This window comes from uncultured Pseudomonas sp. (assembly GCF_943846705.1).
In the GTDB taxonomy this organism is placed as follows: domain Bacteria; phylum Pseudomonadota; class Gammaproteobacteria; order Pseudomonadales; family Pseudomonadaceae; genus Aquipseudomonas.
Map to the genome: position 1 here is coordinate 1,704,897 of NZ_OX044366.1, position 26,202 is coordinate 1,731,098.

General features: G+C 63.6%; 29 protein-coding genes. 3 read left to right on the plus strand and 26 right to left on the minus strand.

Annotation, left to right across the window (positions count from 1 at the left end):
• Positions 1–20 precede the first annotated feature (20 nt).
• Complete coding sequence (locus Q0V31_RS08025) at positions 21–1,439, plus strand: FAD-dependent oxidoreductase (protein WP_298186586.1); 1,419 nt, start codon at positions 21–23, stop codon at positions 1,437–1,439.
• Positions 1,440–1,545: 106 nt separating this feature from the next.
• Here the strand turns inward: Q0V31_RS08025 and Q0V31_RS08030 are convergent, their stop codons facing one another.
• A complete protein-coding gene (locus Q0V31_RS08030; protein ID WP_298186589.1) occupies positions 1,546–2,307 on the minus strand; it encodes a hypothetical protein in 762 nt (253 codons plus the stop codon).
• A 272-nt stretch (positions 2,308–2,579) separates the two neighbouring features.
• On the opposite strand from Q0V31_RS08030, the gene hemE reads away from it, so the two are divergent.
• Complete coding sequence (hemE, locus tag Q0V31_RS08035) at positions 2,580–3,647, plus strand: uroporphyrinogen decarboxylase (protein ID WP_298186592.1); 1,068 nt, start codon at positions 2,580–2,582, stop codon at positions 3,645–3,647.
• Between the two features lie 195 nt (positions 3,648–3,842).
• Here hemE and Q0V31_RS08040 read toward each other — a convergent pair whose 3' ends face one another.
• The 21 genes from Q0V31_RS08040 to Q0V31_RS08140 form a co-directional block, all read right to left on the minus strand.
• Positions 3,843–4,172 (minus strand): c-type cytochrome, encoded by a 330-nt coding sequence (locus Q0V31_RS08040; protein WP_298186594.1) that lies wholly within the window; start codon positions 4,170–4,172, stop codon positions 3,843–3,845.
• Positions 4,162–4,605, minus strand: a complete 444-nt coding sequence (locus Q0V31_RS08045; protein ID WP_298186597.1) for an excinuclease — start codon at positions 4,603–4,605, stop codon at positions 4,162–4,164. The genes Q0V31_RS08040 and Q0V31_RS08045 overlap by 11 nt, the downstream gene beginning before the upstream one ends.
• Before the next feature lie 90 nt (positions 4,606–4,695).
• A complete protein-coding gene (locus tag Q0V31_RS08050; RefSeq protein WP_298186600.1) occupies positions 4,696–5,931 on the minus strand; it encodes a beta-ketoacyl-ACP synthase in 1,236 nt (411 codons plus the stop codon).
• On the minus strand, positions 5,931–6,659 hold the full coding sequence (gene fabG / locus Q0V31_RS08055; RefSeq protein WP_298186602.1) for a 3-oxoacyl-ACP reductase FabG: 729 nt from the start codon (positions 6,657–6,659) through the stop codon (positions 5,931–5,933). The genes Q0V31_RS08050 and fabG overlap by 1 nt, the downstream gene beginning before the upstream one ends.
• Entirely contained in the window at positions 6,656–7,120 is a 465-nt protein-coding gene (locus Q0V31_RS08060) for a hotdog family protein (RefSeq protein ID WP_298186605.1), read from the minus strand. Before Q0V31_RS08060 ends, fabG begins: the two co-directional genes overlap by 4 nt.
• Complete coding sequence (locus Q0V31_RS08065) at positions 7,117–8,343, minus strand: beta-ketoacyl-[acyl-carrier-protein] synthase family protein (RefSeq protein ID WP_298186608.1); 1,227 nt, start codon at positions 8,341–8,343, stop codon at positions 7,117–7,119. The genes Q0V31_RS08060 and Q0V31_RS08065 overlap by 4 nt, the downstream gene beginning before the upstream one ends.
• Positions 8,343–8,843: a DUF3261 domain-containing protein gene (locus Q0V31_RS08070; RefSeq protein WP_298186613.1), complete on the minus strand. Its 501-nt coding sequence runs from the start codon at positions 8,841–8,843 to the stop codon at positions 8,343–8,345. The genes Q0V31_RS08065 and Q0V31_RS08070 overlap by 1 nt, the downstream gene beginning before the upstream one ends.
• Positions 8,843–9,568: a class I SAM-dependent methyltransferase gene (locus Q0V31_RS08075; protein WP_298186615.1), complete on the minus strand. Its 726-nt coding sequence runs from the start codon at positions 9,566–9,568 to the stop codon at positions 8,843–8,845. The genes Q0V31_RS08070 and Q0V31_RS08075 overlap by 1 nt, the downstream gene beginning before the upstream one ends.
• A gap of 8 nt (positions 9,569–9,576) precedes the next feature.
• Positions 9,577–10,824, minus strand: coding sequence for an NAD(P)/FAD-dependent oxidoreductase (locus Q0V31_RS08080; protein ID WP_298186618.1), 1,248 nt, complete (start codon positions 10,822–10,824; stop codon positions 9,577–9,579).
• A gap of 47 nt (positions 10,825–10,871) precedes the next feature.
• Complete coding sequence (locus Q0V31_RS08085; protein WP_298186620.1) at positions 10,872–13,223, minus strand: hypothetical protein; 2,352 nt, start codon at positions 13,221–13,223, stop codon at positions 10,872–10,874.
• Entirely contained in the window at positions 13,213–13,785 is a 573-nt protein-coding gene (locus Q0V31_RS08090) for an outer membrane lipoprotein carrier protein LolA (protein ID WP_298190978.1), read from the minus strand. The genes Q0V31_RS08085 and Q0V31_RS08090 overlap by 11 nt, the downstream gene beginning before the upstream one ends.
• 116 nt (positions 13,786–13,901) lie before the next feature.
• Positions 13,902–14,327: an acyl-CoA thioesterase gene (locus tag Q0V31_RS08095; RefSeq protein WP_298186623.1), complete on the minus strand. Its 426-nt coding sequence runs from the start codon at positions 14,325–14,327 to the stop codon at positions 13,902–13,904.
• Complete coding sequence (locus Q0V31_RS08100) at positions 14,320–15,861, minus strand: histidine ammonia-lyase (protein WP_298186628.1); 1,542 nt, start codon at positions 15,859–15,861, stop codon at positions 14,320–14,322. The genes Q0V31_RS08095 and Q0V31_RS08100 overlap by 8 nt, the downstream gene beginning before the upstream one ends.
• On the minus strand, positions 15,842–16,777 hold the full coding sequence (locus tag Q0V31_RS08105; protein ID WP_298186630.1) for a glycosyl transferase: 936 nt from the start codon (positions 16,775–16,777) through the stop codon (positions 15,842–15,844). Before Q0V31_RS08105 ends, Q0V31_RS08100 begins: the two co-directional genes overlap by 20 nt.
• Positions 16,774–17,508: a glycosyltransferase family 2 protein gene (locus Q0V31_RS08110; protein WP_298186633.1), complete on the minus strand. Its 735-nt coding sequence runs from the start codon at positions 17,506–17,508 to the stop codon at positions 16,774–16,776. The genes Q0V31_RS08105 and Q0V31_RS08110 overlap by 4 nt, the downstream gene beginning before the upstream one ends.
• Before the next feature lie 93 nt (positions 17,509–17,601).
• Positions 17,602–19,272, minus strand: a complete 1,671-nt coding sequence (locus tag Q0V31_RS08115; protein WP_298186636.1) for an acyl-CoA synthetase family protein — start codon at positions 19,270–19,272, stop codon at positions 17,602–17,604.
• Entirely contained in the window at positions 19,269–19,814 is a 546-nt protein-coding gene (locus Q0V31_RS08120) for a hypothetical protein (RefSeq protein ID WP_298186639.1), read from the minus strand. Before Q0V31_RS08120 ends, Q0V31_RS08115 begins: the two co-directional genes overlap by 4 nt.
• Positions 19,814–20,074, minus strand: coding sequence for an acyl carrier protein (locus tag Q0V31_RS08125; RefSeq protein WP_298186641.1), 261 nt, complete (start codon positions 20,072–20,074; stop codon positions 19,814–19,816). The genes Q0V31_RS08120 and Q0V31_RS08125 overlap by 1 nt, the downstream gene beginning before the upstream one ends.
• An 11-nt stretch (positions 20,075–20,085) precedes the next feature.
• Positions 20,086–20,346: a phosphopantetheine-binding protein gene (locus Q0V31_RS08130; protein WP_298186644.1), complete on the minus strand. Its 261-nt coding sequence runs from the start codon at positions 20,344–20,346 to the stop codon at positions 20,086–20,088.
• A complete protein-coding gene (locus tag Q0V31_RS08135; protein WP_298186646.1) occupies positions 20,321–21,136 on the minus strand; it encodes a lysophospholipid acyltransferase family protein in 816 nt (271 codons plus the stop codon). The genes Q0V31_RS08130 and Q0V31_RS08135 overlap by 26 nt, the downstream gene beginning before the upstream one ends.
• Positions 21,109–21,825: a beta-ketoacyl synthase chain length factor gene (locus Q0V31_RS08140; RefSeq protein WP_298186649.1), complete on the minus strand. Its 717-nt coding sequence runs from the start codon at positions 21,823–21,825 to the stop codon at positions 21,109–21,111. Before Q0V31_RS08140 ends, Q0V31_RS08135 begins: the two co-directional genes overlap by 28 nt.
• Positions 21,826–22,055: 230 nt before the next feature.
• On the opposite strand from Q0V31_RS08140, the gene Q0V31_RS08145 reads away from it, so the two are divergent.
• Positions 22,056–22,829 (plus strand): ParA family protein, encoded by a 774-nt coding sequence (locus Q0V31_RS08145; RefSeq protein WP_298186651.1) that lies wholly within the window; start codon positions 22,056–22,058, stop codon positions 22,827–22,829.
• A 141-nt stretch (positions 22,830–22,970) separates the two neighbouring features.
• Here Q0V31_RS08145 and Q0V31_RS08150 read toward each other — a convergent pair whose 3' ends face one another.
• The 4 genes from Q0V31_RS08150 to Q0V31_RS08165 form a co-directional block, all read right to left on the minus strand.
• Positions 22,971–23,771, minus strand: a complete 801-nt coding sequence (locus Q0V31_RS08150) for a universal stress protein (RefSeq protein WP_298186653.1) — start codon at positions 23,769–23,771, stop codon at positions 22,971–22,973.
• An 81-nt stretch (positions 23,772–23,852) separates the two neighbouring features.
• Positions 23,853–24,296, minus strand: a complete 444-nt coding sequence (locus tag Q0V31_RS08155; protein ID WP_298186656.1) for a YiiD C-terminal domain-containing protein — start codon at positions 24,294–24,296, stop codon at positions 23,853–23,855.
• Between the two features lie 93 nt (positions 24,297–24,389).
• The gene (gene trxC, locus Q0V31_RS08160) at positions 24,390–24,824 is read right to left on the minus strand and encodes a thioredoxin TrxC (protein ID WP_298186660.1); all 435 of its coding nucleotides are present in this window, start codon (positions 24,822–24,824) and stop codon (positions 24,390–24,392) included.
• Between the two features lie 70 nt (positions 24,825–24,894).
• Positions 24,895–26,175, minus strand: a complete 1,281-nt coding sequence (locus Q0V31_RS08165; RefSeq protein WP_298186662.1) for a bifunctional O-acetylhomoserine aminocarboxypropyltransferase/cysteine synthase — start codon at positions 26,173–26,175, stop codon at positions 24,895–24,897.
• Between the last annotated feature and the right edge of the window lie 27 nt (positions 26,176–26,202).

Below are 26,202 nucleotides of genomic sequence, written 5' to 3' on the forward strand. Positions count from 1 at the left end.
TGGTTTGATGAGGTATTGCAATGACTGAACGTCTGAATAACGACTTCCAGTTCATCGAAGTCGGGCGCAAAGACCCGAAGAAGAAACTGTTGCGTCAGCGGAAAAAAGAGTTCGTCGAGATTTACGACAACTTCAAGCCTGCCCATGCCGCGGACCAGGCGCACCGCTGCCTGGGTTGCGGCAACCCGTATTGCGAATGGAAGTGCCCGGTGCACAACTTCATTCCCAACTGGTTGAAGCTGGTGTCCGAGGGCAACATCCTCGCCGCCGCCGAACTCAGCCACCAGACCAACACCCTGCCGGAAGTCTGCGGCCGGGTGTGCCCGCAAGACCGTCTGTGCGAGGGTGCCTGCACCCTGAACGACGGCTTCGGCGCGGTGACCATCGGTTCGGTGGAGAAGTACATCACCGATACGGCCTTTGCCATGGGCTGGCGTCCGGACATGTCCGGCGTCGTGCCGACCGGCAAGCGCGTGGCAGTAATCGGTGCCGGCCCTGCAGGCCTTGGCTGCGCCGATGTGCTGGTGCGCAATGGCGTCACGCCGGTGGTGTTCGACAAGAACCCGGAAATCGGTGGCCTGCTGACCTTCGGCATTCCCGAGTTCAAGCTGGAAAAGACCGTGCTCAGCCATCGCCGCGAAGTCTTTACCGGCATGGGTATCGAGTTCCGCCTGAACACCGAAATCGGCACAGACATAACCATGCAGCAGCTGCTGGATGAGTACGATGCGGTGTTTATGGGCATGGGCACTTACACCTATATGAAGGGTGGCTTCCCCGGTGAGGATCTGCCGGGCGTTACCGATGCGCTGGACTTCCTGATTGCCAACGTCAACCGCAACCTCGGTTTCGAGAAGTCGCCGGAAGACTTTATCGACATGAAGGGCAAGCGCATCGTCGTCCTCGGCGGCGGTGATACGGCGATGGACTGCAACCGCACCTCGATCCGCCAGGGCGCGAAGAGCGTGACCTGCGCTTATCGTCGTGACGAAGAGAACATGCCGGGCTCGCGCAAGGAAGTGAAGAACGCCAAGGAAGAGGGTGTGAAGTTCCTCTTCAATCGTCAGCCCATCGCCATCGTTGGTGAAGACAAGGTTGAAGGTGTGAAGGTGGTCGAGACCCGTCTCGGCGAGCCGGATGCCCGTGGCCGTCGTAGCCCCGAGCCGATTCCGGGTTCTGAGGAAATCATCCCGGCGGAAGCTGTGCTGATTGCCTTCGGTTTCCGTCCAAGCCCAGCGGCCTGGTTCAGCGACTTCACCATCGAAACCGACAGCCAGGGCCGTGTGGTGGCGCCGGAGCAGAGCCGGTTCAAGCACCAGACCAGCAACCCGAAGATCTTCGCCGGTGGCGACATGGTCCGTGGTTCTGACCTGGTGGTGACGGCGATCTTCGAAGGCCGCAACGCCGCCGAAGGCATCCTCGACTACCTCGGCGTGTAAGCACCGAACAGTCAGGGCGTTATAGACAAAGCCAGCCCTAGGGCTGGCTTTGTCGTTTCTGCTGCCCGCGATACCTGTGCGGGTGGCGCTGAGCGGTCGAGCGGATTCAGTTGCCGGGCGCGGCCGCGAAACCAACTGCGCGTTGGCGGCGGGTGCTCCATACCGCGCCAGCTACCAGCACGGCCAGGGTGATGGCCAGCGCGGCGGACGAACCCACAGTGCCGAAGCCCAGGCCGCCGTGATCCAGCGGCTTGCTGAGGAAGTCGCCGAGGGTCGCGCCGAATGGCCGGGTCAGCACAAATGCCAGCCAGAACAGCACCACGTGGGAGATGCGCGTGACGTACTTAGCCGCCACCACTGCGGCGATCAGGCTGCCGATCAGTAGCGCACCGCCGGCAAAACCCAGGCCCGAGTCATCGGCCAGGTAGTCGCCCAGTGCGGTGCCCAGGGTGTTGGAAAACAGAATCGCGACCCAATAGAACAGCTCACCCCGGCGGCTGTCGATGTGCTCGACCGACAGGGTCTTTTCGCTCAGGTACCAAATCGCGAAGATCGCAATCAACAAGGTCACCAGCAGCGCCGAACCGCTGGCGTAGCCCAGGCCCAGGGTGCGGTCCATAAAGTCGGAGATGGTGGTGCCAGCGGTGCTGGTGGCCAGAATCACCGTCCAGTACAGCGCCGGGTTGTAGCTGCGCGCCCGTAGCTGGCCGATCAGGGTGAGGAGAAACAGGCTGATAAGGATCAGCGAGCTGATGGCATAGCCGACATCCAGGGTCATGGACAACAAGTCCCCGGCGGTTTCGCCCAGGGTGGTGGCGCAGATCTTCATCACCCAGAAGCTCAGGGTAATGGCAGGCAGTTTGTTCATCGTCGGAGTCCGTCAGGCAGGGAGGAGGGTAAGACGCTGCCAAAGTAGGGGCGCGGGCGTGAAAAACACGTCAAGAACTCATCAGCGATTCGTTATTTACCGCGCCGCACGGCGAGGCAAATCGTCGCAATGCATAAAACCCACGGCCGCTGCCGTGCCTTTTGTTATGCGCTTTGCGACAATGGCTAATCTTTTCGCCTATGGGCGGTGGACTCCCCCGCATTGCGCTAGGTTCACCGTGCAAGGTGCTCACACTTTTGTCGGATGCAGCCATGACCGTCTTGAAGAACGACCGTTTCCTTCGCGCCCTGCTCAAGCAGCCTGTCGACGTCACCCCGGTGTGGATGATGCGCCAGGCCGGTCGTTACCTGCCGGAGTACCGCGCCACCCGCGCCAAGGCCGGTGACTTCGTTAAGCTGATGAAAAACCCCGAGCTGGCCTGCGAGGTCACCCTGCAGCCGCTGGATCGCTACCCGCAGCTGGATGCGGCGATTCTGTTCTCCGACATCCTGACCATCCCCGATGCCATGGGCCAAGGCCTGTACTTCGAAACTGGCGAAGGCCCGCGCTTCAAGAAAGTCATCAGCAGCATGGCCGATATCGAGGCGCTGCCGATTCCCGATCCGCAGCAGGATCTGGGCTATGTGATGGACGCCGTCAGCACCATTCGCCGCGAGCTGAATGGCCGTGTGCCGCTGATCGGTTTCTCCGGCAGCCCGTGGACGCTGGCCACCTACATGGTCGAAGGCGGCTCCTCCAAGGACTTCCGCAAATCCAAGGCCATGCTCTACGACAACCCGCAGGCCATGCACGCACTGCTCGACAAGCTGGCGCAGTCGGTCACCGCCTACCTCAACGGGCAGATCAAGGCCGGCGCGCAGGCGGTGCAGATTTTTGATTCCTGGGGCGGCTCGCTGTCGGCGGCGGCCTACCAGGAGTTTTCCCTGGCCTATATGCAGAAGATCGTCGACGGCTTGATCCGCGAACACGACGGTCGCCGTGTGCCGGTGATTCTGTTTACCAAGGGCGGCGGTCTATGGCTGGAGTCCATGGCCGACAGCGGCGCCGAGGCGCTGGGCCTGGACTGGACCTGCGACATCGGCAGCGCCCGCGCCCGCGTCGGTGACAAGGTGGCCCTGCAGGGCAACATGGACCCGAGCGTGCTGTACGCCAACCCGGCGGCGATCCGCGCCGAAGTCGGACGCATCCTCGCGGCTTACGGCCATGGCAGCGGCCAGGTGTTCAACCTCGGCCACGGCATCACCCCGGAAGTCGACCCGGCGCATGCCGGCGCGTTCTTCGAAGCGGTGCATGAGTTGTCCGCGCAGTACCACGTTTAAAACCCGCATAAAACCAAGGCCGCGAATGCGGCCTTGGTTTTATTTGCGTTTTCTTAGAGCCTGTTTTGGGGCTCGCGAGCTAGAGCGAGACAGGGCAAAAGTGGCCGAGGAAGCGGAGTTTACTGGTGTAAATGAGCATTCCGAGGCCACTTTTAACGCCGTATCGCCGACGCGCAGCAGACCAGAGGCAGGCTCTCAGGGCTTGCGCAAGTCGCGTACGGCTCTTACCAGCGCCAGCTGTTCAGCCTCGTTGAGTGTGTCAGCGAAACTGGGCATGGCACGGGGGCCGTCCTGAATGGCTTCGAGGATCTCGCGGTCGCTGGTGTTGTCTTGCCACTTGGCCTTGCTCAGGTTCTGCGCAAAGTACAGCCAGCCACGCAGGGTGTTGGCGCGGCCGTCTGCGGCGTGGCATTTGACGCAGTGCTGACGATACAGCTGCTGGCCATCCACTTCAGCCTGCGCGGGTAGGCTGGCGAGCAGGCTCAGCGTGGCAAATAGACCGAGGCGCGCCGGTTTACTTAACATTGGCTAGGTTTCCCTTGAGGGCGACGCCGGCCATGATCGCGCCAGCGTGGCATTCGTACTTCTGGCTGTCTTTGTACTCGACGTTCTTGTAGTTGCTGGCCAGTTCGACCACGGCGTTGGCGCCAGCGGCCTTGGCAGCGTTCTGCAGGCGAATCAAGGCGGACTGCAGCACCCAGCTGCAGGCGGCTTCGTCAGTCTTGTTGAACGCGTTGGTCTTCTGGCTGGTGGTGACGCCGGTTTTGACCACGTTGACTGAGCCGGCCGGGTTGTTGCCTGCCAGGTAGAACTTCACGCTGCCGTCCAGGCGACCGGCACTCAGGGCTTCCTGCACCACCGCGTCGAACGGCAGGAAGTGGGTGGTGTCACGGGCCTGGCTGACGGCCGGGAACAGGCTGATGCAGGCGGCTGCGAGAATCCAGGATTTGGCGTTCATGAGTTGCTCCTTGTAATGAGGCTGTTCTGGGAACTGCGTGTGAGGTGCGCACAGGTGTTACAGCTGCTGTCAGTCTAGGCCAGTGGCCTGTTAGCTCCAGCGTTTGAAGATTAGTGAGGTGTTGACCCCGCCAAAGGCGAAGTTGTTGTTCATCACGTACTGGTGGCTCATCTGGCGGAATTCGCCGCGCAGGTAATCCAGTTCGCCGCAGGCCGGATCGATATTCTCTAGGTTGAGCGTCGGCACATAGCTGTCCGCGTTCATCATTTCGATGCTGAACCAGGACTCCAGTGCGCCGCAGGCCCCCAAGGTATGGCCGAAATAGCTCTTCTGCGAGCTGATCGGCATCTGGCTGCCGAACAACTCGGCGGTGGCCTGGGTTTCGGCCACATCGCCCTGCTCGGTGGCGGTGCCGTGACCATTCACGTAGCCGATGTCAGCCGGTTGTAAGCCGGCGTCCTGCAGGGCCAGTTCCATCGCCCCGCGCATGGTCGCTTGTACGGGTTTGGTGGCGTGCTGGCCGTCGGAATTGCAGCCAAAGCCGACGATTTCCGCGTGGATGGTCGCGCCACGGGCCAGGGCGTGTTCCAGCTCTTCCAGAACCAGAATGCCGGCCCCTTCGCCAATCACCAAGCCGTCGCGGCCGCTGTCGTAGGGCCGTGGCGAGGTGTGCGGGGCATCGTTTTTCAGGCTGGTGGCATACAGCGCATCGAAAACCATGGCTTCGGTGGGGCAGAGTTCTTCGGCACCGCCGGCGAGCATCATTGGCAGGCGGCCGAACTTGATCGCTTCATAGGCGTAGCCGATGCCCTGGCTGCCGCTGGTGCAGGCGCTGGAGGTGGGGATCAGGCGGCCCTTGAGGCCGAAGAAGATGCTGATATTGGCCGCCGTGGTGTGCGGCATCATGCGGATATAGGAGTTGGCGTTGAGGCCGTCGGCCACCGAATTGAGCAGCATGTTGCCGAAGGCTTTGATCTCGTCGGTGCTGCCGGTGGAGGAGCCGCAGGCCACACCCATGCGGCCATCCTTGATTGATTCGTCGCCGAGCAGGCCGGCATGCTCCAGCGCGCGTTCGGCGGCGTACACCACGAGCTTGGAGACGCGGCCCATGCTGCGGGTCTGCTTGCGGTTCCAGTGCTTGGGTTGCACGAAGTCATCCACCGGGCCGCCGAGACGGGTGTTCAGCTCGCTGAAACGGTCCCACTCGTGCATATAGCGAATGCCGCTTTTTCCCGCGCGAAAGTTGCCTTCGATGGTTGGCCAGTCGCTGCCCAGCGAGGTCACACCGGCCATGCCGGTGACTACAACCCGTTTGCATCCGTTCATCAGCACAACCCACCGTTCACCGCGAGGACCTGGCGGGTGATATAGGCCGCCTCCTCAGACATCAGAAAATTCACTGCGCCGGCCACTTCTTCGGGGGTGCCCATGCGGCTGGCCGGGATCATTTTGAGGATTTCCTCAACCGGTACATCGGCATCCAGAATCTCGGTATCGATCAGCCCTGGGGCCACGCAGTTAACGGTGATTTTGCGCTTGCCCAACTCAATCGCCAAGGCCTTGGCTGCGCCGATGATGCCGGCCTTGGAGGCGCTGTAGTTGACCTGGCCACGGTTGCCGATCAGCCCGGACACCGAGGTGATGCAGACGATGCGTCCGGCCTTGCGGCGGCGCACCATGGGCATGGTCAGCGGGTGCAGGACATTATAGAAACCGTCGAGGTTGGTGCGCATGACAATGTCCCAGTCGTCTTCGGACAGCGCCGGAAACGCGCCGTCACGGGTCAGGCCGGCGTTACACACCACGCCGTAATACGCACCGTGTTGCTCGACATCGGCTTCCAGCGCGGCGCGGCAGGCGGCACGGTCGGCTACATCGAATTGCAGAATGCGCGCCTGCTGACCCAACGCGACAATTTGCGCCTGCACCGCTTCGGTCTCGTCACGCCGGGTGCGGCAATGCAGGACGATGTCGTGGCCGCTTTTGGCTAGGCGCAGGGCGATCGCCCGGCCGATGCCACGGCTGGAGCCGGTGATCAGAATGGTGTCGCTCATGGCTGTGATTCCTGAAAGTCTTCCTGAAGATAGCTGGCCACCTGAGGCGGGCGGAATACATTGAGGCGCGCTTCTACCTGGATCCCTGGGCCGCTGAGGTGGCATTCGAATACGCCCATGCCGTTGTCATCCTGCAATGAGCGGGTGGCGTGAATGTGCAGTTGGCTACCGAGTGGAAAGTGCTCGACGTTGCACTGGAATTTCCGCGTGCCGAGTAAAAAACCCAGCTCCACCGGCTCGCCGCGCAAGCGTGCCTGGCAGCCGGCATAGGCGGCCACGCTCTGCGCCATCAGCTCGATAGCGACCCAGGCCGGCAGGCTGCCGTCGGCGTCATTAAACAGACCGCCCGCGCGCACGGTCAGTTGGGTTTCGATGTCGTCGTCGGCAAAGCGCAGCACCTGATCGATCAGGATCATGTTGCCGGCGTGGGGGATCAATTCGGCAATCGGCCATTGGTTCATGTGTGCGCTCCTGGCTCTTCGCCCAACAGCAGGCTGATATTGTTGCCGCCAAAGGCGAAGGAGTTGCTCATCAGCCGGCGCGGGCCGGTGCTTTGCAGACGGGTGCCGGGTGCGACGAGCTCGAGTGCCGGCAGGGCAGGGTCGGCCTGAGCGTCCCACAGGTGCGGCGGCAGCAGGTTGTCCGGGTTGTAAGCGCTTAGCGTCAGCCAGCAGAAAGCCGCTTCCAGTGCGCCGGCAGCGCCGAGGGTGTGGCCAATCATGGCTTTGCTGGACGAGCAGGGTACGCCGTTCGGGAAGACGGCCTGCACCGCGCGGCTTTCCATGGCGTCGTTATGCTGCGTCGCGGTGCCATGCAGGTTGAGGTAGTCGACCTGGCTGGCGCTGATGCCTGCCGCCGCCAATGCCTTGTGCATGGCCGCTTGCGCACCCTGACCGTCGGGTTGCGGCGCGGAAATATGGTGGGCGTCGGAGCTGGCGCCGCCGCCGAGCAGGGTGATCGCTACGGCACTGCGGGTGGCGCTAGCCGGCAGGGTCTCGCGGGTCATCAAGAAGACTGCCGCGCCTTCGCCAATGTTGATGCCGTGACGATTCGCCGAGAATGGATTGCAGCGCTCAGCCGCGATGGCTTCCAGAGCCGAAAAACCGTTCAAGGTCAGGCGGCACAGGCTGTCTACGCCGCCACAGAGTACGGCATCGCACACGCCCAGGTTGAGCAGGCGCTGGGCGCTGAGCAGTGCCCGCGCACCGGAGGTGCAGGCGGTGGAAATGCTAAAGCACGGCCCGCTAAGGCCGAGCCAGTCACTGAGGAAGTTCGCCGGGGCGGCCAGCTCCTGCTGGGCGTACTGGTAATCCGCTGGCAGTTCGCCGTGCTTGAGGTATTGGCCAATGCTCTGGCTGGCTTCTTCGATACCCGAGGTGCTGGTGCCGAGCACCACGGCGATGCGCTCTGGCCCGAACTGGGCGATGGCGGCGCGGATATCTGCTTCGATTTCCAGGGCGGCCGCCAGCAGCAGCTGGTTATTGCGGCTCGGCGGATGACCCGCTAGCGCTGGGAGCTCAGGCAGGCAGCCAGGCACTGCACCGACGGTCAGCGTGCGCTCGGCTACCCAGCCACTTTGCGCGCGCATGCCGCTGCCATCGCCGGCAAACAGCGCCGTTGCCACCGCATGTTTGCCTTGGCCGAGGGCGCAGTTGAGGCCCAGGGCATTCAAGTAACTGGCCATCAAGGTGCCTTGTCGTCAGGGAGCACGCTGACCTGATAAACCAGGCCGGACGCGCTGTACAGGGTTAAATCCAGCGGCGCACGGTAACTGATTCGCCACTGCGGGTTAAGCCAGCGCGTGCCATCTGCCTGCAGTTGCCAGCTGCCGGTGGGGTAACGCTGAGCCAACTGTGCACTGGGTGTGAGGGCAAACAGCAGGGCCGCGAACAGCTCGCGGGCTTCCGGGTTGGGCGGCAGCAGGCCGTCGTTATGCCATTGCCCCGCGCGCAGTGACTGGCGCGCCAGCGGCACGCCGAGCGGGTCGAATAACGAGGCCCGCAGCTCGCCCGGTTCATCCTGCAAGACCAGCCACCAGGTTTGCTGATTCGGCCCTTGGCTGCGTTGCACCTGCAGGGCCAGCGGCAGCGGCGCCACCAGTACCGGCGTCTGCGTGGGCAGTGGTGTCTGCGTGGCGCAGGCCACGAGCAGCAGATACAGACCGAGCAGCAGGACGCTGCGCATCAGTTGCGCGCGTCCAGCGGCTTGCGTGCCACTACGTTGACCAGGGTTTCATTGCGCTGGCCAACCGGTTTGGCTGTGCACAGGCCCCAGCGCTCAAGCAGGCCAAAGTCCTTGGAGCGGCTCCACCACAGGTAGGGGTAGGAGATATTCGCGTCGCTGAATTGCAAACCCTGTTCGCGCAGCATGGCCAGATAGCCCTCGGCGCTTTTCTGCACGTGCATCGGGTGACGGAACAGCCAGCGGATCACCCAGGTGTCGATATAGAACTGGGTGGATTCGGCAAACAGCAGGTAGCCGCCTGGTTTGAGCACCCGGTAGAACTCAGCGAGGGCCTGCTCTTGCTCGACCAGGTGGTGGAAGGTCTGGTGGCAGAACAACAGGTCGACACTGGCATCGGCCAGCTCGATGGCGGCGCAGTCACTGGCGATCAGCTGCACGTCGAGGCCCAAACGCTCGGCCTCGGCGCGTGAGCAGTCGAGGCTGTGCGGGTCGGCGTCGAGGCCGATCATCCGTGCCGGCTGGAAGGCCTCGGCGAGCAGGCCGAAAGACTTGCCCTGACCGCAGCCGACATCCAGCAACACCGGTGCCTGCGGCAGCGGCCCGGCGAACAGGCCGCGCAGGTCATTGATCGCCACGCGCAGCACATGGTGCTGCCACACATGGCTTTGCAGAAACCAGAAGCCGAAGCGGGTTTCCGCGACGTAAGTGGGGGCCGGGTTACTCATAAATGTCCTTATTCAGTTCTGGCGCAGAGCTCAGCAAGCACTCGCAGGCGCCGCTTGGGTTCGGCGACGTAGGGGTTGCTCTGGTCCCAGGCGTAGCCGGCGAGGATCGAGCTGATCATTCGGCGGATCTCCGGCTGGGCTTTCTCGAAATAGATCACGTCCTGGAAGCTGCCGTCATACCAGCCCTCGACGTACGCACGGAAGGTGTCGACGCCGCGCTTCAGCGGGATGGCAAACTCAGTCTCCCAGTCGACCGCCTCGCCGCTTAGCTGGCGGTGCAGGATGCCAGCGGCCATGCTCGCCGAACGCATGGCAATGGTCACCCCGGAGCTGAACACCGGGTCGAGAAACTCGGCGGCATTACCCAGCAGGGCAAAGCCTGGACCGTGCAGGGTTTTGACGTTGGCTGAGTAGCCGCCGATGGTCCGTGCCGGGGTGTCCCACACGGCGTTTTTCAGCACATTGTGCAGGCTGGGGGTTTCTTCGATGAACTGCTTGAGGCAGGCGTCCAGATCCTGCGGACGACCGCTATAGCGGCTGGCGTCGGCGACGACGCCGACTGAGCAGCGCCCGTTACTGAACGGAATGGTCCAGAACCACACATCGCGCAAGGTGGGGTGGGTGGTGATGAGGATCTTCTCGCGGTCAAACCCCGTGCCTTCGCTGCGGTCTTCGACGTGGGTGAATACCGCCTGGCGCACCGGGAAGCTGGACGGCATGTCGAGGTCGAGCAAGCGCGGCAGCACGCGGCCATAACCGCTGCCGTCGAGGACGAAGGCGCATTCGACCAGGTACTCATGGCCGTCGGCCAAACGCCGAACGCTCAGGCGCGGGCAGTCGCCACTGAAATCGGCGGCGAAAATTTCTTCTTCATAGCGAATGTCCACGCCCTGCAACTCGGCTTGGTCGGCCAGCAGTTTGTCGAAGTCGGCGCGCACTACCTGATAGGTCGAGCCTTGGCCTTTGGTAAAGGTGTCGCGAAAATCGAACTCGCTGTAGCGCTCGCCCCAGCCGAAGGCTGCGCCATGCTTGGTCTGAAAGCCCGCTGCATGGACCGCGTCGAGCATCCCGGCCTCTTCGACGAAGTCCAGGCAGTGCGACAGCAAGCTCTCGCCAATCGAAAAGCGCGGGAAGCGTTGTCGCTCGAGCACCAGCACGTCATGCCCCTTACGCTTGAGCAGCGCGCCAGCAATCGCCCCGGACGGGCCGGCACCGATCACCACGACTTGGCGTTGTTCGACTTCAAGAGACTTCATGGCGGCTACTGGCCTTATTTCTGGGTGGGAATGCTGGGGGCTTGGGATCATGCGGCGTGCTCTGTGCGTGGCGCGGGCTGAGTGCCGGCCCAAGGCGCGAGGAGGAAACAGAACAGCAGACCGAGGCTGATCGCCAGGCCGAAGTTGGCAATTGCCGGGGTGTCACTGATTAGCAGCAGGCCGAACGATAGCCAACTGGTTAGCGCCGAAAGCAGGGTGCCGAGCAGGCTCACCGCCGGGCCGCCGATGTTCTCGCGCATCAAAATGGCGTAATCAACGCCAATGGCGGTGATCAACAGCAGGCCGAACAGGCTGAACAGGGTCAGTGGCTGGCCCAGCCAGCCGAGACAGGCCAGCGCCGCCAGAGCGGCCAGCAGCGGCAGGCAGACCACCCGCAACGCGCCGCCGAGGCCGAAGGGCAGGCACAGCAACAGCAGGATCGCCAGGCTGGAGATGAGTTTCAGTTCGGCCGCGCTGAGCTGCGTGGCGCTGAACAGCGCGTTGAGTTCGCTGATCCGATCCACCAGTTGCACGCCCGGCAGGTCCTCGACCAGTGGCTTGAGTGCGCGGCTGTTGCTCAGCCCCTGCAGGCTGACCAGCCCGGCCACGCCCTCGGCCCCGTCTTTGCTATAGGCGCCCAGCCACAGTGGTCGCCAAGGTTCGCCTAGGGGGCTGGCCAGGGCTTGCTCAAGGCTGGCCTGATTGCGTTGCTGCAGCGCCAGCAGTTCGCCGTGCAGCGCGGCTGGTGGGATGCCCAGGTCGAGCAGGGGCTGCCAGTGCGGCGGCAGTTCGCGCAGTGCCGCGCGCAGTGGCTGCAGCTGACTGTCAGGGGCGAGCAGTTGGCTCAGGGCGCGGTAGTCACGCAACTGGCCGTTCTCTACCGCCTGGTCCAGACGCTGGCTCAGCACCGCTTGGCGCTCCAGCAGTTGCTGCGCATTGGCGGCGCGCACCAGGAAGAACTGGCTGGTGGGCTGCTGGCCGGTCAGCTCGGCGATGCGCTGGGCCTCGGCGAGCAGTTGTGGCTCTTTGCCGAGCCACTGGCGCAAATCATTTTGCGTGTGCAGCTGCCACAGGCCGCCGGCGCAGAACAGCAGCAACACGATTAGCAGTGGCGCACTCCCGACGTTACTCAGCAGGCGCGCACGGCCGCTGAGCAGGCGTTTGCTGAAGTTGAGCAGACGCGGCGATGGGCGTAGTTGCAGGCCCTTGAGCCAGGCTGGCAGCAGGCACACCGAGCAGAGGTAGGCGGCGATCAGCCCGGCGGCGGAGAATAGCGCGACCTGAGTCAGCGCCGGAAACGGCGTGAAGGCCAGCGCCAGGTAGCCGATCAGGTTGGTGCCCAGGCTCAAGCTCAGGCCCGGCAGGGTGGCGCGTAGGGCGGCCCAACTGTTCCAGTCCTCCGCACCCTCGGTATTGCTCCAGCTCTTACTTAAATAGTGCTGCGGGTAATCGGCGGCCACGCCGACCAGGCTGGCCCCCAGCACCAAGGTCAGGGCGTTGATCTGGCCGAACACCAGCACGCAGGCGGTGCAGCCGGCGAGCAGGGCCATGCCGATGGGCAGCAGGCTGACCAGCACCCGCACGCGGCGGAAGGCCAGCAGCAACAGCAGCAGGGTGCCGAGGGTGGCACCGCCGCCAATCAGGCTGATTTCGCGGGTCGCCTTGGCTTGCCCGGCAGCGGCATACAGCACGCCACCGGCGGCCAGCAATTGACCGCCGGCGCGTTCGATCTGGCTGCGGGTGCTGGCGACCTGCGCGGCGATCAGCGGCGGCTCCTGCATATCGAACGCACTGCCCTGGGCGCTGGCGCGCAGCAGGGCCCAGGTCATGCCCGGCTCTTCCAATAGCAGAGCACCGCTGCTGAGGTCGGCCTGGATGCGGCTGCCGGGATTCAGCGCTTGCTGCGCGCGCAGGCCAAGACCGAGCCAATCTTGCTCGATGGGCAGCAGGCTGAAACTGGCGAAGGGGTCGAACAACTGAGCGGCGCGTTGTTCGAGCAACTGCTGTGGCTGCTCCAGCAACAGCTGGCGATCGGCGGCGGGGAGCAGGGCCAGGCGGTTATGCCGCAGGTAGTCGCGCAGGGCGTCAAGGTCGCTGTCGACGCTCCATTGCACTTGGGCGAAACGCCCGCTGCCACGCCATTGCTCGCCCACCTTCTGCACCAGGGCAATCGCCTGTTCGCGTTGCGGGTGACCGATCAATAACAGCAGGTCGCGGTTGAGCGGCTCCTGCATGCGTTGCTCGGCTTTTTTTACCAGCGCATCGCCGCTGCCAGCGGGCAATAGCGCGAGCATATCGGCTGCTACGGGCGGGCCGTTACGCCACTGCCAGGCGGCGAGTGCGAGCAGGGCGACGAGCAGCAGCAAAAAGCCGCGCGGCAGCCAGCGTTCACTGGGCAAAGTCGCGCTGCTCCTGTTCGTTCAGCGCAGTTCCGGCCTGGCTGTCAGGCAGGCGCAAAACGCTGTGGTCGCCCTGGGTTTCATGCAGCTCGATGCGTTGCACCAGCGCACCACCTTCGATCTGGATGCGGCTGAAAATCTGTTTCAGCAACAGTGAGTTTGGTATCAGCTGTAGTTGCCAGGCCTCGGCGCTGCCGCTCAGCTGCAATTCGAAGTCGCGGGCCAGGCCGCTGTGGTCACCCTTGAGCACGGCGAGGAACAGCCGGCTTTGCTGGGCGGCAACATCCTGGCCGGGCTGCTGTTGCCAACCATTGGCCGTGCGCTTGGCAATGCCCTGATTATCGATGCGGTAATCCTGCTGCAGCGGGCTTTGCAGCTGCCAGAGCAGGCCGAGGTCGCGACTGAGGACGAACTGGCCACGACTGGTCAGAGGCTGCGGCAGGGCGCGCAGGTGTTTTTCCTGAATCAACGGGCCGCGCACTACCGCAGGCTTGGCCAGCTGGGCGCTGAGTTGCTCGAGGTCAAAAGCGTGGGCGTGGGTGGTTAAGAGCAGCAGGAACAGGGCGTATAGCGTTCTGCTTACTGCCTGCGCGTTTATCCGCGCACCGCGTTGGGTATCGCTAAGCTCAACCCAACCTACAGGGTTGAACACGCGGCTTAGTCCAGCCCAACGACTGCTCACGCCAACACCTTCGCAACGGCGTCGAGCAGCACCTTGGGCGAAGCAAATTGCATCTCGCGGGTGGCGATTTCCACCGCCACTTGCACGCTGCTGCCGCGGGTTATGCGCTCGCCGGTGGCGGCGTCCAAGATCAGGTAGTTGATCTTCAGGCGGTTTTCCCACTCCACCAGATCGGCGCGCACGGTGATCCGTTGGCCGAACTGCGCGCCACGGATATAGCGCACCTGCAGGTCGATCACCGGCCAGGCGTAGCCAGCGTCGCGCATCTGCCGGTAGTTGTGGCCAAGCTTGTCGAGCAGGGCGCAGCGCGCCTCTTCGAAGTATTTGACGTAGTGGCCGTGCCAGACCACTTCCATCATGTCGACGTCGAAGAACGGCACCTGTAGTTCGATCTCGGCCTGCAGCACACCCTTGCTACGCATAGAGGCTCCAGTGTTGCTCACGGATGCGCGCCAGGCACAGGCGCAGCTCGGCTTCCAGGGCGCGGTCTTCGATGACCGGGTGGAAGTCCACGGCCAGTTGCTCGCGCATGGCGGCCACTGGGGCGGGGATGTCGATTTTGCCGTCGCGCTGACGCAGCCATACGCCCTGGTTAGCGGCCAGCAGGGTGGCGGCGGCGACCTGTTCGGTCAGCTCCAGGCTGCGCAGGGCGTCGCGGGCGGCGATGGTACCCATGCTCACCTTGTCCTGGTTATGGCACTCGGTGGAGCGCGAGAACACGCTGGCCGGCATGGTGTTTTTCAGCGCTTCGGCGGTCCAGGCGCTGGTGCCGATCTGCACCGCTTTGAAGCCGTGGTTGATCATCGCGCTGACGCTCGGCGCGCCGGACAGGTTGCTCGGCAGGCCATGGTTGTAGCGCGTGTCGACCAGCAGGGCGAGCTGGCGGTCGAGCAGGTCGGCGACGTTACCCACCAGGTTCTTCAGGCTGTCCATGGCGAAGGCGATATGCCCGCCGTAGAAGTGCCCACCGTGCAGCACGCGTTCGGCTTCGGCGTCGATCAGCGGGTTGTCGTTGGCGCTGTTCAGCTCGATCTCGATAAATTGGCGCAGCAGGCCCAGGCTGTCGGCCAGCACACCGAGTACATGCGGTGCGCAGCGCAGCGAGTAGCGGTCCTGCAGGCGGTGCAACGGCGCGGTCGGTGCGTCGATGGCCAGGTCCTGACGCAACCAGGCGGCGACTTGCATCTGCCCCGGATGCGGTTTGGCGGCGAACAGGCGCTCGTCGAAGTGCTCCGGGTTGCCTTCCAGCGCCACCACGTTAAGCGCGGTGATGCGCGTGGCCAGCTTGAGCAGGTAGTCGGCGCGCGAATAAGCCTGGCAGGCCAGGGCGGTCATTACCGCCGTGCCGTTCATCAGCGCCAGCGCTTCTTTCGGGCGCAAGGTGAGTGGCGTCCAGTCCAGTTCGGCGTGCACGTCGGCAGCGCTGCGGCGCTCACCTTTGAACATTACTTCGCGCTCACCACTGAGGGTGGCGGCCACGTAGGATAGCGGGGTGAGGTCACCGCTGGCGCCGACCGAGCCTTCTTCCGGAATCAACGGCAGCACATCAAATTCGAGAAAGGCCTGCAGGCGTTCGAGCAATTCCACACGCACCCCGGATACGCCCTGACACAGCGACTGCAAGCGTGCAGCGAGTACCGCGCGGGTGGCCGGCTCATCGAGTAGCTTGCCCAGGCCGCAGCCGTGGAAGGTGTAAAGGTGGCGCGGCAGCGCTTCGACCTGATGCAGTGGCACGGCCACCACGCAGGAGTCGCCGTAGCCGGTGGTGACGCCGTAGATCACGCCTTCCTTATCCAACAGGCTGTCGAGAAAGCGCGCGCCCTTGGCGATTTTTTCACGGTAGACGGCATCGCTTTGCAACTGCGCCGGGGCGCTGCGGCTGGCCAGGGCGACAACCTGTTCGATGCTCAAGGGGCGCTCGCCAAACACGATGGGATCAGGCTGATGTGTCGTCATCTTTATTCCAGAACGGGTAGAAATTGAACCATTGCAGAGGCGCATCCAGGCAGCGTTGCGCGAGCTGGTCGGCGTAGCGTTGGGTCCAGTGGCGGATCACCTCATCACGTTCGTTGCGCTTCCAGCGCAGGCGCTCGGCGAAGGGTTCGATGATCACCTGATAGCGTTTGTCGATCTTCAGGCAGTGAATCAGGTTGACCGGGCATTGCAGCAGCCCAGCCAGCAACCACGGGCCTTGCGGGAAGGCCGCGGGCTTGCCGAGAAAGTCCACGCTGACCTTGCGGCTGCCCTTGAGCGGCACGCGGTCGCCGGCAATCGCCAGCCACTCGCCACGCTCCAGGCGCTCGGACAATTGCAGCATGATTGCCGCGTCCAGTTCGCTGACCTGGATCAGGCGCAAGTGGCTAGAACCAGCCTCGCCGAGCAGGCGGTTGAACTGTTCAGCATGCTTGGTGTGCACCAGCACATTCATGGTCACTTGCTCGCCGAGCTCGGCGAGGGCGCGGCAGACTTCCAGGTTGCCCAGGTGCGCGGCCACCAGCATTTGTCCACGGCCTTGCTGGTGCAGCTGGGCGCAGGTATTGCTCGGGTCAACCAGGGTGATGTGTTCCAGGCCGAGCTTGCCGTTCCACACGTCGAGCTTGTCGAGCAGGGTGTCGGCGAAACTCATGAAATGACGAAATACTGAGCGGCGACTGGGGTGCAACTCGGCGCGACCGCTCCAGGTGGCCAGGTTGCGTTGGTACTGCTGGATGCTGCGCCGCGCCTTGCCGCCGAACAGGTAGAAATACAGCACGATCAGGTACAGCAGCGGGCTGATCAGCCGGCGACCGAGCAGGCGCGCCAGCCAGGCGGTGAATTTCATCAGGATAAAACTGCCGCGCTCGCGCTGCCCGGCCCAGTGCTGCTGGCTCATCCGCGCCACCTGTGCCAGAGGAGCTGCGGGGCGCGCAGGAGCATGCCGAAGAACAGTTTGCTGTGCATTTTCGAGATCAAAACGTTGTCGTGCCACAGGCGGAAGTGTGAAAGGCCGTCCAGCGGGTAATGCACCTTGGTTGGCAACCAATGCATGGGCTGATTGCGCCAGGCCAGGCGCACCAGCACCTCGGTGTCGAAGTCCATGCGCTTGCCGATGTTCACCGAGTCGATCAGCGCCAGGGTGGCCGGCAGCGGGTAGACGCGAAAGCCGCACATGGAGTCGCGGATACTCAGCGACAGGGTGTTGATCCACACCCACACATGGGTCAGGTAGCGTGCGTAGAGACGGCCTTTCGGCACGCTCGCGTCGTATTGCGGGTAGCCACAGATCAGCGCCGCGGGTGCGGCTCGGGACGCGGCGAGAAAAGCGCCGAGATCATTCAGATCATGCTGGCCGTCGGCATCTACTTGTAAGGCATGGCTAAAGCCCAGGCGCGCCGCCTCACGCAGGCCGGCCATCACCGCGCCGCCTTTGCCCTGATTGACCGCAAGGCGCAGCAGATAGGTGTCAGGCTGCTCAGCCAGCTGATCGATCACCGCCGCGCAGGCCGGGCTTGACGCGTCATCCACCAGTACGCAGGGCAGGCCGGCATCACGCAGGGCATCGACCACCAGCGGCAGAGCGTGTTCGTGGTTGTACACCGGGATTACCGCGCAGGGCTTATGCATGGCGCACAACCCCGTAGGATGGGTGGAGCGCAGCGATACCCATCGCCAACTTGTTGGGTATCGCTGCGCTCAACGCCAACCTAGCAAAGCCACTCATTGCGCCTGCCCCAGCAAGATGCGCCCGGAAGAGCAGGGCGCTTCGCCGTTGCGGAAGGTGAAATACAGTTTGCCGCGCGCGGCGTCGAAACGCAGGCTCAGCTGCAAGCGGTCACCGGGGCGAATCAGCTGCTGAAACTTCAGCACTTCCATGCCGCTGAAGCGCGGCGGCAGGTCGTTGATCAGGCGGCGGGCCAGTTGTTGCGCCCAATCGACCTGCACCACGCCTGGCAGCACCGGGGTCTGCGGGAAGTGGCCGGTGAAATACGCGAGGTCCAGCGGTACATCCAGCTCAAGCAGCCATTCGCCGTCGTGCTCGACTGCCGACAGCGGCTCTACCTGGGTCGGCCGCGGTTCGGCCAGCAGTGTTTCCACCGTGGCTTGCGCCAGCTTGCCCTGATTGTTGTAGGGCAGTTGCGCGAGCAGCCGCCAACGGCGTGGCAGGGCAATGGCCTCGCAATGCTCGGCCAGGTGACCGCGCAGGGTTTCGATGACGGTTTTGCGCCCTTGATTGCGCAGCGCGTGCAGGCCGGCCGGGCTCAGGGCTACTAGCGCGCCGAGGTAGGCGCGGCCTTCCTGGACCACCCCGAGGCGCGCGTCGCTGAGCCATGCATGGCAGCTCAGCGCCTGTTCCAGCATGGGCAGGGAAATACGTTTCTCTTCCAGTTTGACGATCCGGTCGAGGCGGCCGCGCAGGGCGAAGCGGCCATCGGCCTGCAGCTCACCCGCATCGGCGGTCTGCTCGCGGTGGCCGGCCGGCAGATAGGGCGAGGTCAGGTTGAGCGCGCCTTCGGCGTTTTGCCCAAGCACGACATCGGCGAATGGTGTCCATAGCTCGCCGCCCTGACGCCAGGCGATGCCGCCGGTTTCCGAGCTGCCGTAGATTTCCGTGGGCCATTGACCAAGCAGGCCATGCAGCTCGGCAGCGGTTTCAGCAGGCAGTGCGCCGCCGGAGGAGAACACCTGGCGCACCGCACGCAGTGCCGGCCAGTTAAGGTTGTCGCCCATTCTTTTCAGTAACGCCGGGCTGGCGACCCAGGCGAACGCTGTGCCGGTGGCCAGGCTTTCGCGTTGCAAATCTTCCGGGAACGGCTGGGCGCGGCGCAGCAAGGTGCGGCCGGCGCACAGTGGCCACAGCACGCGAAACAGCAGGCCGTAGATGTGCTGGGTGGCGACGCTGCCGAGGATGGTCGCACGGCCTAGCTGCGCGCCCCACAGTTGCTCAAGCGCCTCGACTTCATTGCTTAACTGACGCAGGGACTTGTCGATCAGCTTAGCGGCACCGCTGGAACCGGAGGTGCACAGGGTTAGCTGGCAGTGGTCGAGCGCCAACGGCGCGGGCGACAGGGCCGGGCCGTCAGCGCTGAGCAGGCCGTCGAGGCTGTCCAGCCACAGGTCGCATTGCGTACTCAGGCGCTGGCGGGTCTGCGGCTGGGCATCGGCGGGTAGCAGCACGGCGATGCCGGCGCGCCAGGCGGCCAGCAGGGCAATCGCCAGTTCGCCGGCATCGTCGAGGTACAGGGCCACGCGCTGTGCGTTTCGGCGCTGCAGCTCTGCCGCCAGCTGCAACGCCTGCTGGCGCAGGCGCGGCTGGTCCATGTCCGGAGTGGCTGGGCGTCCTGCGTGGGCTTGCAGCAGCAGTTGATCCAGAGCTAGCCAAAGGCTCATGCATGTCTCCTTACACGCTGGCGCACCAGCCACTCGCCGGCAAACAGCAGGCCCATCAGGCCGTAGGCAATCAGCCCGGTATACAGGGTCCACCAGCTCAGCGGCGCGTAGAAGTTAAGCGCCACTACCACCAGGCCGTTGACCAGGAAGAACCCGGCCCAGACCTGGGTGACGGTGCGCGTATAACGCACCGCGACCTCGGGCAGTTGTGGCTCGGTCAAACGCGCCAGGCGCTCGATCAGCGGCGGGCCGAACTTCAAGCTGAGGCCGAACAGCGCCAGCAGCAGGCCGTTCAGTAACACTGGGTACCAGCGCAATAGCGCAGGGTCGCCGGCCAGGCCCAGTAGCAGGCAGAAGCCCAGAGCCACGGCGGTCATCCAGCGGTTGCCGGGTTTGCCCCACTGGCTCAGCGCGCGCACCAGCCACAAGCCGCCGAGCACCGCGGCAAACAGGCGCGGTGAGAGGTGCTCGATGCCGTAGTACACGGCAAACGGATAGAGCAGCCCGACCAGCAGCAGGAGCAGGCCCAATAGGCGGCTCATTATTCGCTGACTGGGGCGTTGACCAGTTGCAGCACCGCCTCGACCACGTCACCAACGGTGCGCACCGCTTTGAACTCCTCGGCGGCGAGCTTTTTGCCGGTTTGGCGCTTGATGTGGTCGATCAGGTCGACGGCGTCGATGCTGTCGATTTCCAGGTCCTGATAGAGGTTGGCTTGCGGGGTAATGCGCTCGGCGTCCAATTCGAACAACTCGACCAGGGCGTCGCGCAGGGTGTCGAAAATTTCTTCACGGGTTTGCATCAGTGGCTTCCTCAGGCGGTCTGTTGCGATGACACGAATGCCGCCAGGCTGGCTACGTTGGCAAAGTGCTTGCGGGTGTCTTTGGCTTCGGCGTCGATCTTGATGCCAAAACGCTTCTGGATGGCCAGGCCGAGCTCCAGGGCGTCGACCGAATCCAGGCCCAGGCCTTCGCCAAACAGGGTTAAGTCGGCGGCGATGTCTTCGGCAGCCATGTCTTCGAGACCGAGGGCATCGATGATCAGGTGTTTAATTTCCAGCTGTAAATCGCTCATCTTTGGCGAGCTCCTTAATAAAGTGGTGATGCAGAAAGTCGTTGAGTTTGCGTGAGGCGATCGGTGGCGGCCCCATGGCATTGAACTGTTGTGGGTCAATATCCTCGCCTACACGCAGGCGAAAGTGGAAACGCCGCGACGGAATGCTGTACCAAGGCTCGGCTTTGGTCAGGGTGGTGGGCGTGACGCTGATCACCACCGGGGTGACGAGGCGCGCACCGCGCAGGGCAATCGCCGATGCGCCACGATGAAACGCTGGGCTGTGCCCTGGAGTGGTGCGCGTGCCCTCGGGAAAAATCACCAGGGTCTGGCCGCTTTGCAGGGCACCGGCCGCTTCGTCGAGCATGTCCATGCTGCCGCTGTTGCTGATATAGCCGGCTGAACGGATTGGCCCGCGCATGCTCGGGTTGTCCCACAGGCTTTGTTTGACCACGCAGTTGGCGTTGCGGATAAAGGCGATCAGTACCACCACGTCGATCAGCGAGGGGTGGTTGGCTATCACCATCTGCCCGGGGCGGCCGAGGCGCTCGACCCCCTCGACTTCGTAGGTCAGCACGCCGCTGCGGTACATAAACTGTACGAATAGGTAGAAGGTTTTACTCACCACGGCACGGGCGCGGGTGCGCCGGACCAGGGCGTCGCCGGGCAAAAGGGCAAGCAGTGGGAAGATCAGCACGCGCAGCAGGAGGCCACCGATGCCGAATAGGCTGAAACTCAGGGCCGTGGCAAACAGCCGCCAGATATAGGGCGCGCTGTAACGGCTCAGGCCTTGTTGCGTGACCATGTCCATTGCCGGCTCTTCCAGTGATGCTGCAGGGTGGCCTGGTCGCTGCACAGCGCGCGGACCAGGTTGAGGGCATGCGGCCATTCGCTGCAGGCGGCGTCGCCACGGCCGAGCTGCAAGTGCCAGTCGGTGCCGGGAGTCAGCAATAGGCCCACGGCATAAGGAAATGGCACATCATCGACAAAGGGCGCGTAGAGCGCCGGCGGTGCTTCCTCGGCGATTACCAGCAACACGGCCGGCGCGCCGTCGTGGAGCATGCCGCAGGCTTCCAGTACGGCGTTTTCCAGGCCGTCGCCAGCACCGGCGATAGCGCTCATTTCGCTGTGGTCAGCGCGCTGAATCGACCACAGGCCGATGATCGCGTTGTGCACCGAGAGGCTGAACTGGGTCGGAGACAGCGGCTCATTATGCGCCAGGTCGCTGAGAATGCTTAGGGTGCGCGAGGTTTCGCCATGCCGGCTGGCGAACACCATGGGCAGTTGCGGGTACGCTTCGGCCAGCGGCCAGGCGACATGGAAGGCCATCCGCGCCAGGCGGCTCAAGCGCCGCCGCTGCATGGCCGGGAGTGCGCTGACGTCGGGTTGCTCACCGCTGTCAGCCAGGCGTGACGGGGCCTGATGCCAGGCGCACCAGTCAGCCGTGCTGTCCAGGCCAGGTGCCCAGGCACGCCATTTTTCGATCCTGAAATGTGTCACGCGGTGGGCGTCCGTGTCGGCTACCGCCAGCCGCAACCAGCGGAGGGCTTGGCAGCAGGTGTGGCAAAGTGCGGGCATTATCCAGACCACGCGGGCCCTGCGCAAATCCATGCGCTGCCTTGCGGGCCTTAGGCGCTGGTGGATTTGCCGAAAATCTCGCCCTTGTCATGTACTTTGCATAGAATCCGGGACCATTTCGGGGTTTATGTGGGATTCAGGGAGAGTATTTTATGCGGCGCGTGATCTTCAATCAGAAGGGCGGGGTGGGCAAGTCCAGCATTGCCTGCAACCTGGCCGCAGTCAGTGCCTCCCAGGGCTATCGCACGCTGCTGATTGACCTGGATGCCCAGGCCAACTCAACCCATTACCTCACCGGCCTGACTGGCGATGAGATCCCCATGGGCATCGCTGAATTCTTCAAGAACAGCTTGTCGTCCGCGCCGTTCGGCAAGAAAGGCCGTGTGGATATCTATGAGACGCCGTTCGACAACCTGCATGTGATCACCGCTACCGCCGAGTTGGCTGACCTGCAGCCCAAGCTGGAGCAGAAACACAAGATCAATAAGCTGCGTAAATTGCTTGAGGATCTGAGTGAGGATTACGAACGAATCTACCTGGACACCCCGCCGGCGCTGAACTTCTACACCGTTTCAGCGCTGATCGCTGCCGACCGCGTGCTCATCCCGTTCGACTGCGACAGCTTCTCGCGCCAGGCGCTGTATGGCCTGCTGCGGGAACTCGAAGAACTCAAGGAAGACCACAACGAGGGCCTTGAGGTCGAAGGTATTGTGGTTAACCAGTTCCAGCCGCGCGCCAGCCTGCCGCAGCAGTTGCTTGATGAGTTGGTTGCCGAAGGCTTGCCGGTGCTGCCGGTCAACCTGATGAGTTCGGTGAAGATGCGTGAATCGCATCAGGCGTGCCGGCCTTTGGTCTACCTGGACCGCAACCACAAGCTGAGCCAGCAGTTTGTCGAGCTGCATGACCTGCTGAACAGCGCCGATTGAGCCGGGCCTGAACATTAAAAAAGCTGCCGCGGCAGCTTTTTTTGTGGTCCGCAGATGGGGGCGAGTTCGCCGAAGGTGTACCTGCGGACAAGATGCGCACCCCTTCAATGGCGGGTTACGCCGCTGCGCGGCTAACCCACCCTACCGCACCACGTAGATATCGCAGGGTGCCTTGTGCAGGAAGTGCTGCGCCAGGCTGCCCAGCAGGGCTTGTGACAGCGCGCTGCGGCCGTGGCTGCCGAGTACCAGCAGCTCGCTGTGGTTATTTTTCAGGTGAGTTTGCAGGCAGCGCAGGATGCCACCCTGCTGCACCGAGTGACTGAGGCTTGGGCCTTTTTCTGGCAGGTTCAGCGCTTCATCCTCCAGCAGCTGGCTAATCAGGGCTTTCTGCGTGGCCAGTTGCGCTTCGACCTGCTTGGCCGGGCCTTTGTCGGGCTCGAACACGTGCAGGGCATGCAGTTCGGCCGTCTCTGGCAAGAGCCGGTAGGCCTGGCCGAGTGCGCTACAGGCGCAGAGCGAGAAGTCGATGGCGGCCAGGGCGCGCGCATACGGGCGGAAATCATTGCGCGCGACCAGTAGCAGCGGCACCGGGCAGTTGCGCGCGATGCGGTCGAGGCTGGTGCCGGAGAAAAAGTCGTGACGCTGGTGATGACCGCCGAGTACCAGCAGGTCGCAATCCAGGCTACTCACGTGCTGCAGCACGGTGTCCGAGGGCTTGCTGCCGCTGCGGACCAGCAACTGCGTACCGGCGGGGGCATATTGCGTCAGGCTGCGGTCAAGCGCTTGCTTGGCCTGCTCGTGTTCCTTGCTGCTTTTGCTCGGATCAAGCACGTGCAGCACGGTTAGCTTGGCGTCGAACTGCTCGGCCAGCTGGGCGGCGCGGCACAGTGCCATATCGGCGGTGCCGCGCAGGTCGTGGGCAATAAGGATATGACTGGGCATGAGCGGCGATCTCCTGCCGATGCATGTCGGCACATGTATTGTGACCTCAAGTCATAGCTGGACTTTTGACCTAGGACAAGGTCAGCGTGCGCGCAATTGGTACACACCACGACTTAAGGCCACTACTTCACCACTGTCATCGGTCAGCTGCAACTCTAAAAGGTACTCGGCTTTTCCTTGCTCTGTTGCCTGTTTTTGCAGGTGCTGGATTTCCTCCACGCTAAGGCGCGCCTCGACGCGAATATCGCCGGTGGCCGGGCGGCGAAAGCGCAGGTTCATTTCCTTGATGATGGGGTAGAAACGCTGGGCGTCGAAGCTGGTGAGGAACAAGGCACCACCGGGTATTTCCGCCAGGGTGAACAGCGCGCCGGCGTACATGCTACCTATGTGGTTCTGGTTGCCGGCCAGCGGCATGCGCAGGCGCACATAGCCAGGCTCAAGGGCTTCGGCTTTGAGGCCGCTGCGCTGGACGAAGGCGATCTGTTCTTCGGTGAGTTGGCGCACCAATTCAAGGGGCATGGTCATGGCTGGCTCCACAGTGAGGTTGTGTCACCAGCCTAAAGCTTGCCCGGTGTTCGGGTAATGACCCCGAGGGCGTTGCCGGGTTGACCGATTCGCTCAGATGCCCTGCTCACGCAGCCAGCCGAGTAATTGCGGCAACGGCAGGGCGCCGCTCTGGCGCGCAACTTCCACGCCGCCCTTGAGCAGGACCAGGCTGGGGATCGAGCGGATGCCCATCTGGCTCGACAGTTGCGGGTTGGCTTCGCTGTCCAGTTTGGCCAGGCGACAGCGGCCCTGCAGCTGGCTGGCGGCCTGCGCATAAATGGGCGCAAAGCTGCGGCAGGGGCCGCACCAGCTGGCCCATACGTCGATCAGTAAGGGCAGATCACCCTTGTTCTGCGCGGCGAAGCTGGCCTGACTGAGGTCAAACGGCGTGCTGGGTAGCACCTCGGACTTGCAGCGGCCACAGCGCGGCGCATCACTCAGGCGCTCGGCGGGAATGCGGTTAAGGCCGTTGCACTGTGGGCAGGGGATCAGCAGGGGATTGGACACGGGCGACTCCAGAGGCGGGATAGTCCTAATCTGGAGTCGCGGGCGCAGATATCAAGTGCGCCGTGCCGGCTTAGATGATTTGCGCCGCCTGTAATGCCTGGCTGAGGTCGGCGAGAATGTCATCGCTGTGCTCGATGCCGATGGACAGGCGCACCATGTCACGCGGTACGCCGGCGCGTTCCAGCTCTTCGTCATTCAGCTGGCGGTGAGTGGTCGAGGCCGGGTGGCAGGCCAGTGATTTGGCGTCGCCGATATTCACCAGGCGCACCACCAACTTCAGCGCATCGATAAAGCGCGCCCCGGCTTCCTGGCCGCCGACAATACCGAACGACAAAATCGAGGCCGGGGTGCCTGCGCAATATTTCTGCGCCAGTGCGTGTTCCGGGTGGTCGGGCAGGCCGGCGTATTTGACCCAGGCCACCTGCGGGTGATTTTGCAGGTAGTGCGCGACTTTCAGGGCGTTCTCGCAGTGGCGTTCCATGCGCAGCGCCAGGGTTTCCAAGCCTTGCAGGATCAGGAAGGCGTTGAACGGCGACAGCGCTGCGCCGGTATTACGCAGCGGCACCACGCGGCAACGGCCAATAAAGGCGGCTGGGCCGAAGGCCTCGGTGTAGGTCACGCCGTGGTACGACGGGTCCGGCGTGTTGAGCAGGGCAAAGCGCTCTTTATTGTCGGCCCAGGGGAAGTTGCCGGAGTCGACGACGATGCCGCCGATGCTGCTGCCGTGGCCGCCGATGTACTTGGTCAGCGAGTGCACGACGATGTCGGCGCCGTGTTCAAACGGTCGGCAGAGGATCGGTGTGGCCACGGTGTTGTCGACGATCAGCGGCACACCATGGCGGTGCGCGGCGTCGGCCAGCGCCTGCAAATCAACGATATTGCCGGCCGGGTTACCGATGGACTCGCAGAACACCGCCTTGGTCTTGTCGTCGATCAGCGTTTCGAGGGCGGCGATGTCGTCGTGCGCGGCGAAGCGGGTCTGGATGCCGAAGCGCGGCAGGGTGTGGGCTAGCAGGTTATAAGTGCCGCCGTAGAGCTTGGCCACCGAGACGATGTTGTCGCCGGCTTCAGCCACGGTCTGGATGGCGTAGGTGATAGCCGCCATGCCGGAAGCCACCGCCAGCGCGCCGACGCCGCCTTCCAGCGCTGCGATGCGCTGTTCGAGGACGTCGTTGGTCGGGTTCATGATCCGCGAGTAGATATTGCCCGCGACCTTCAAGTCGAACAGGTCTGCCCCGTGCTGGGTGTCGTCGAAGGCAAAGGAGCTGGTCTGATAGATCGGCACCGCCACCGCCTTGGTGGTCGGGTCAGGGCTATAGCCGGCGTGGATGGCCAGGGTTTCCAGTTTCATGCGTGCGTTCCTTCAGGGCAGAGTGCA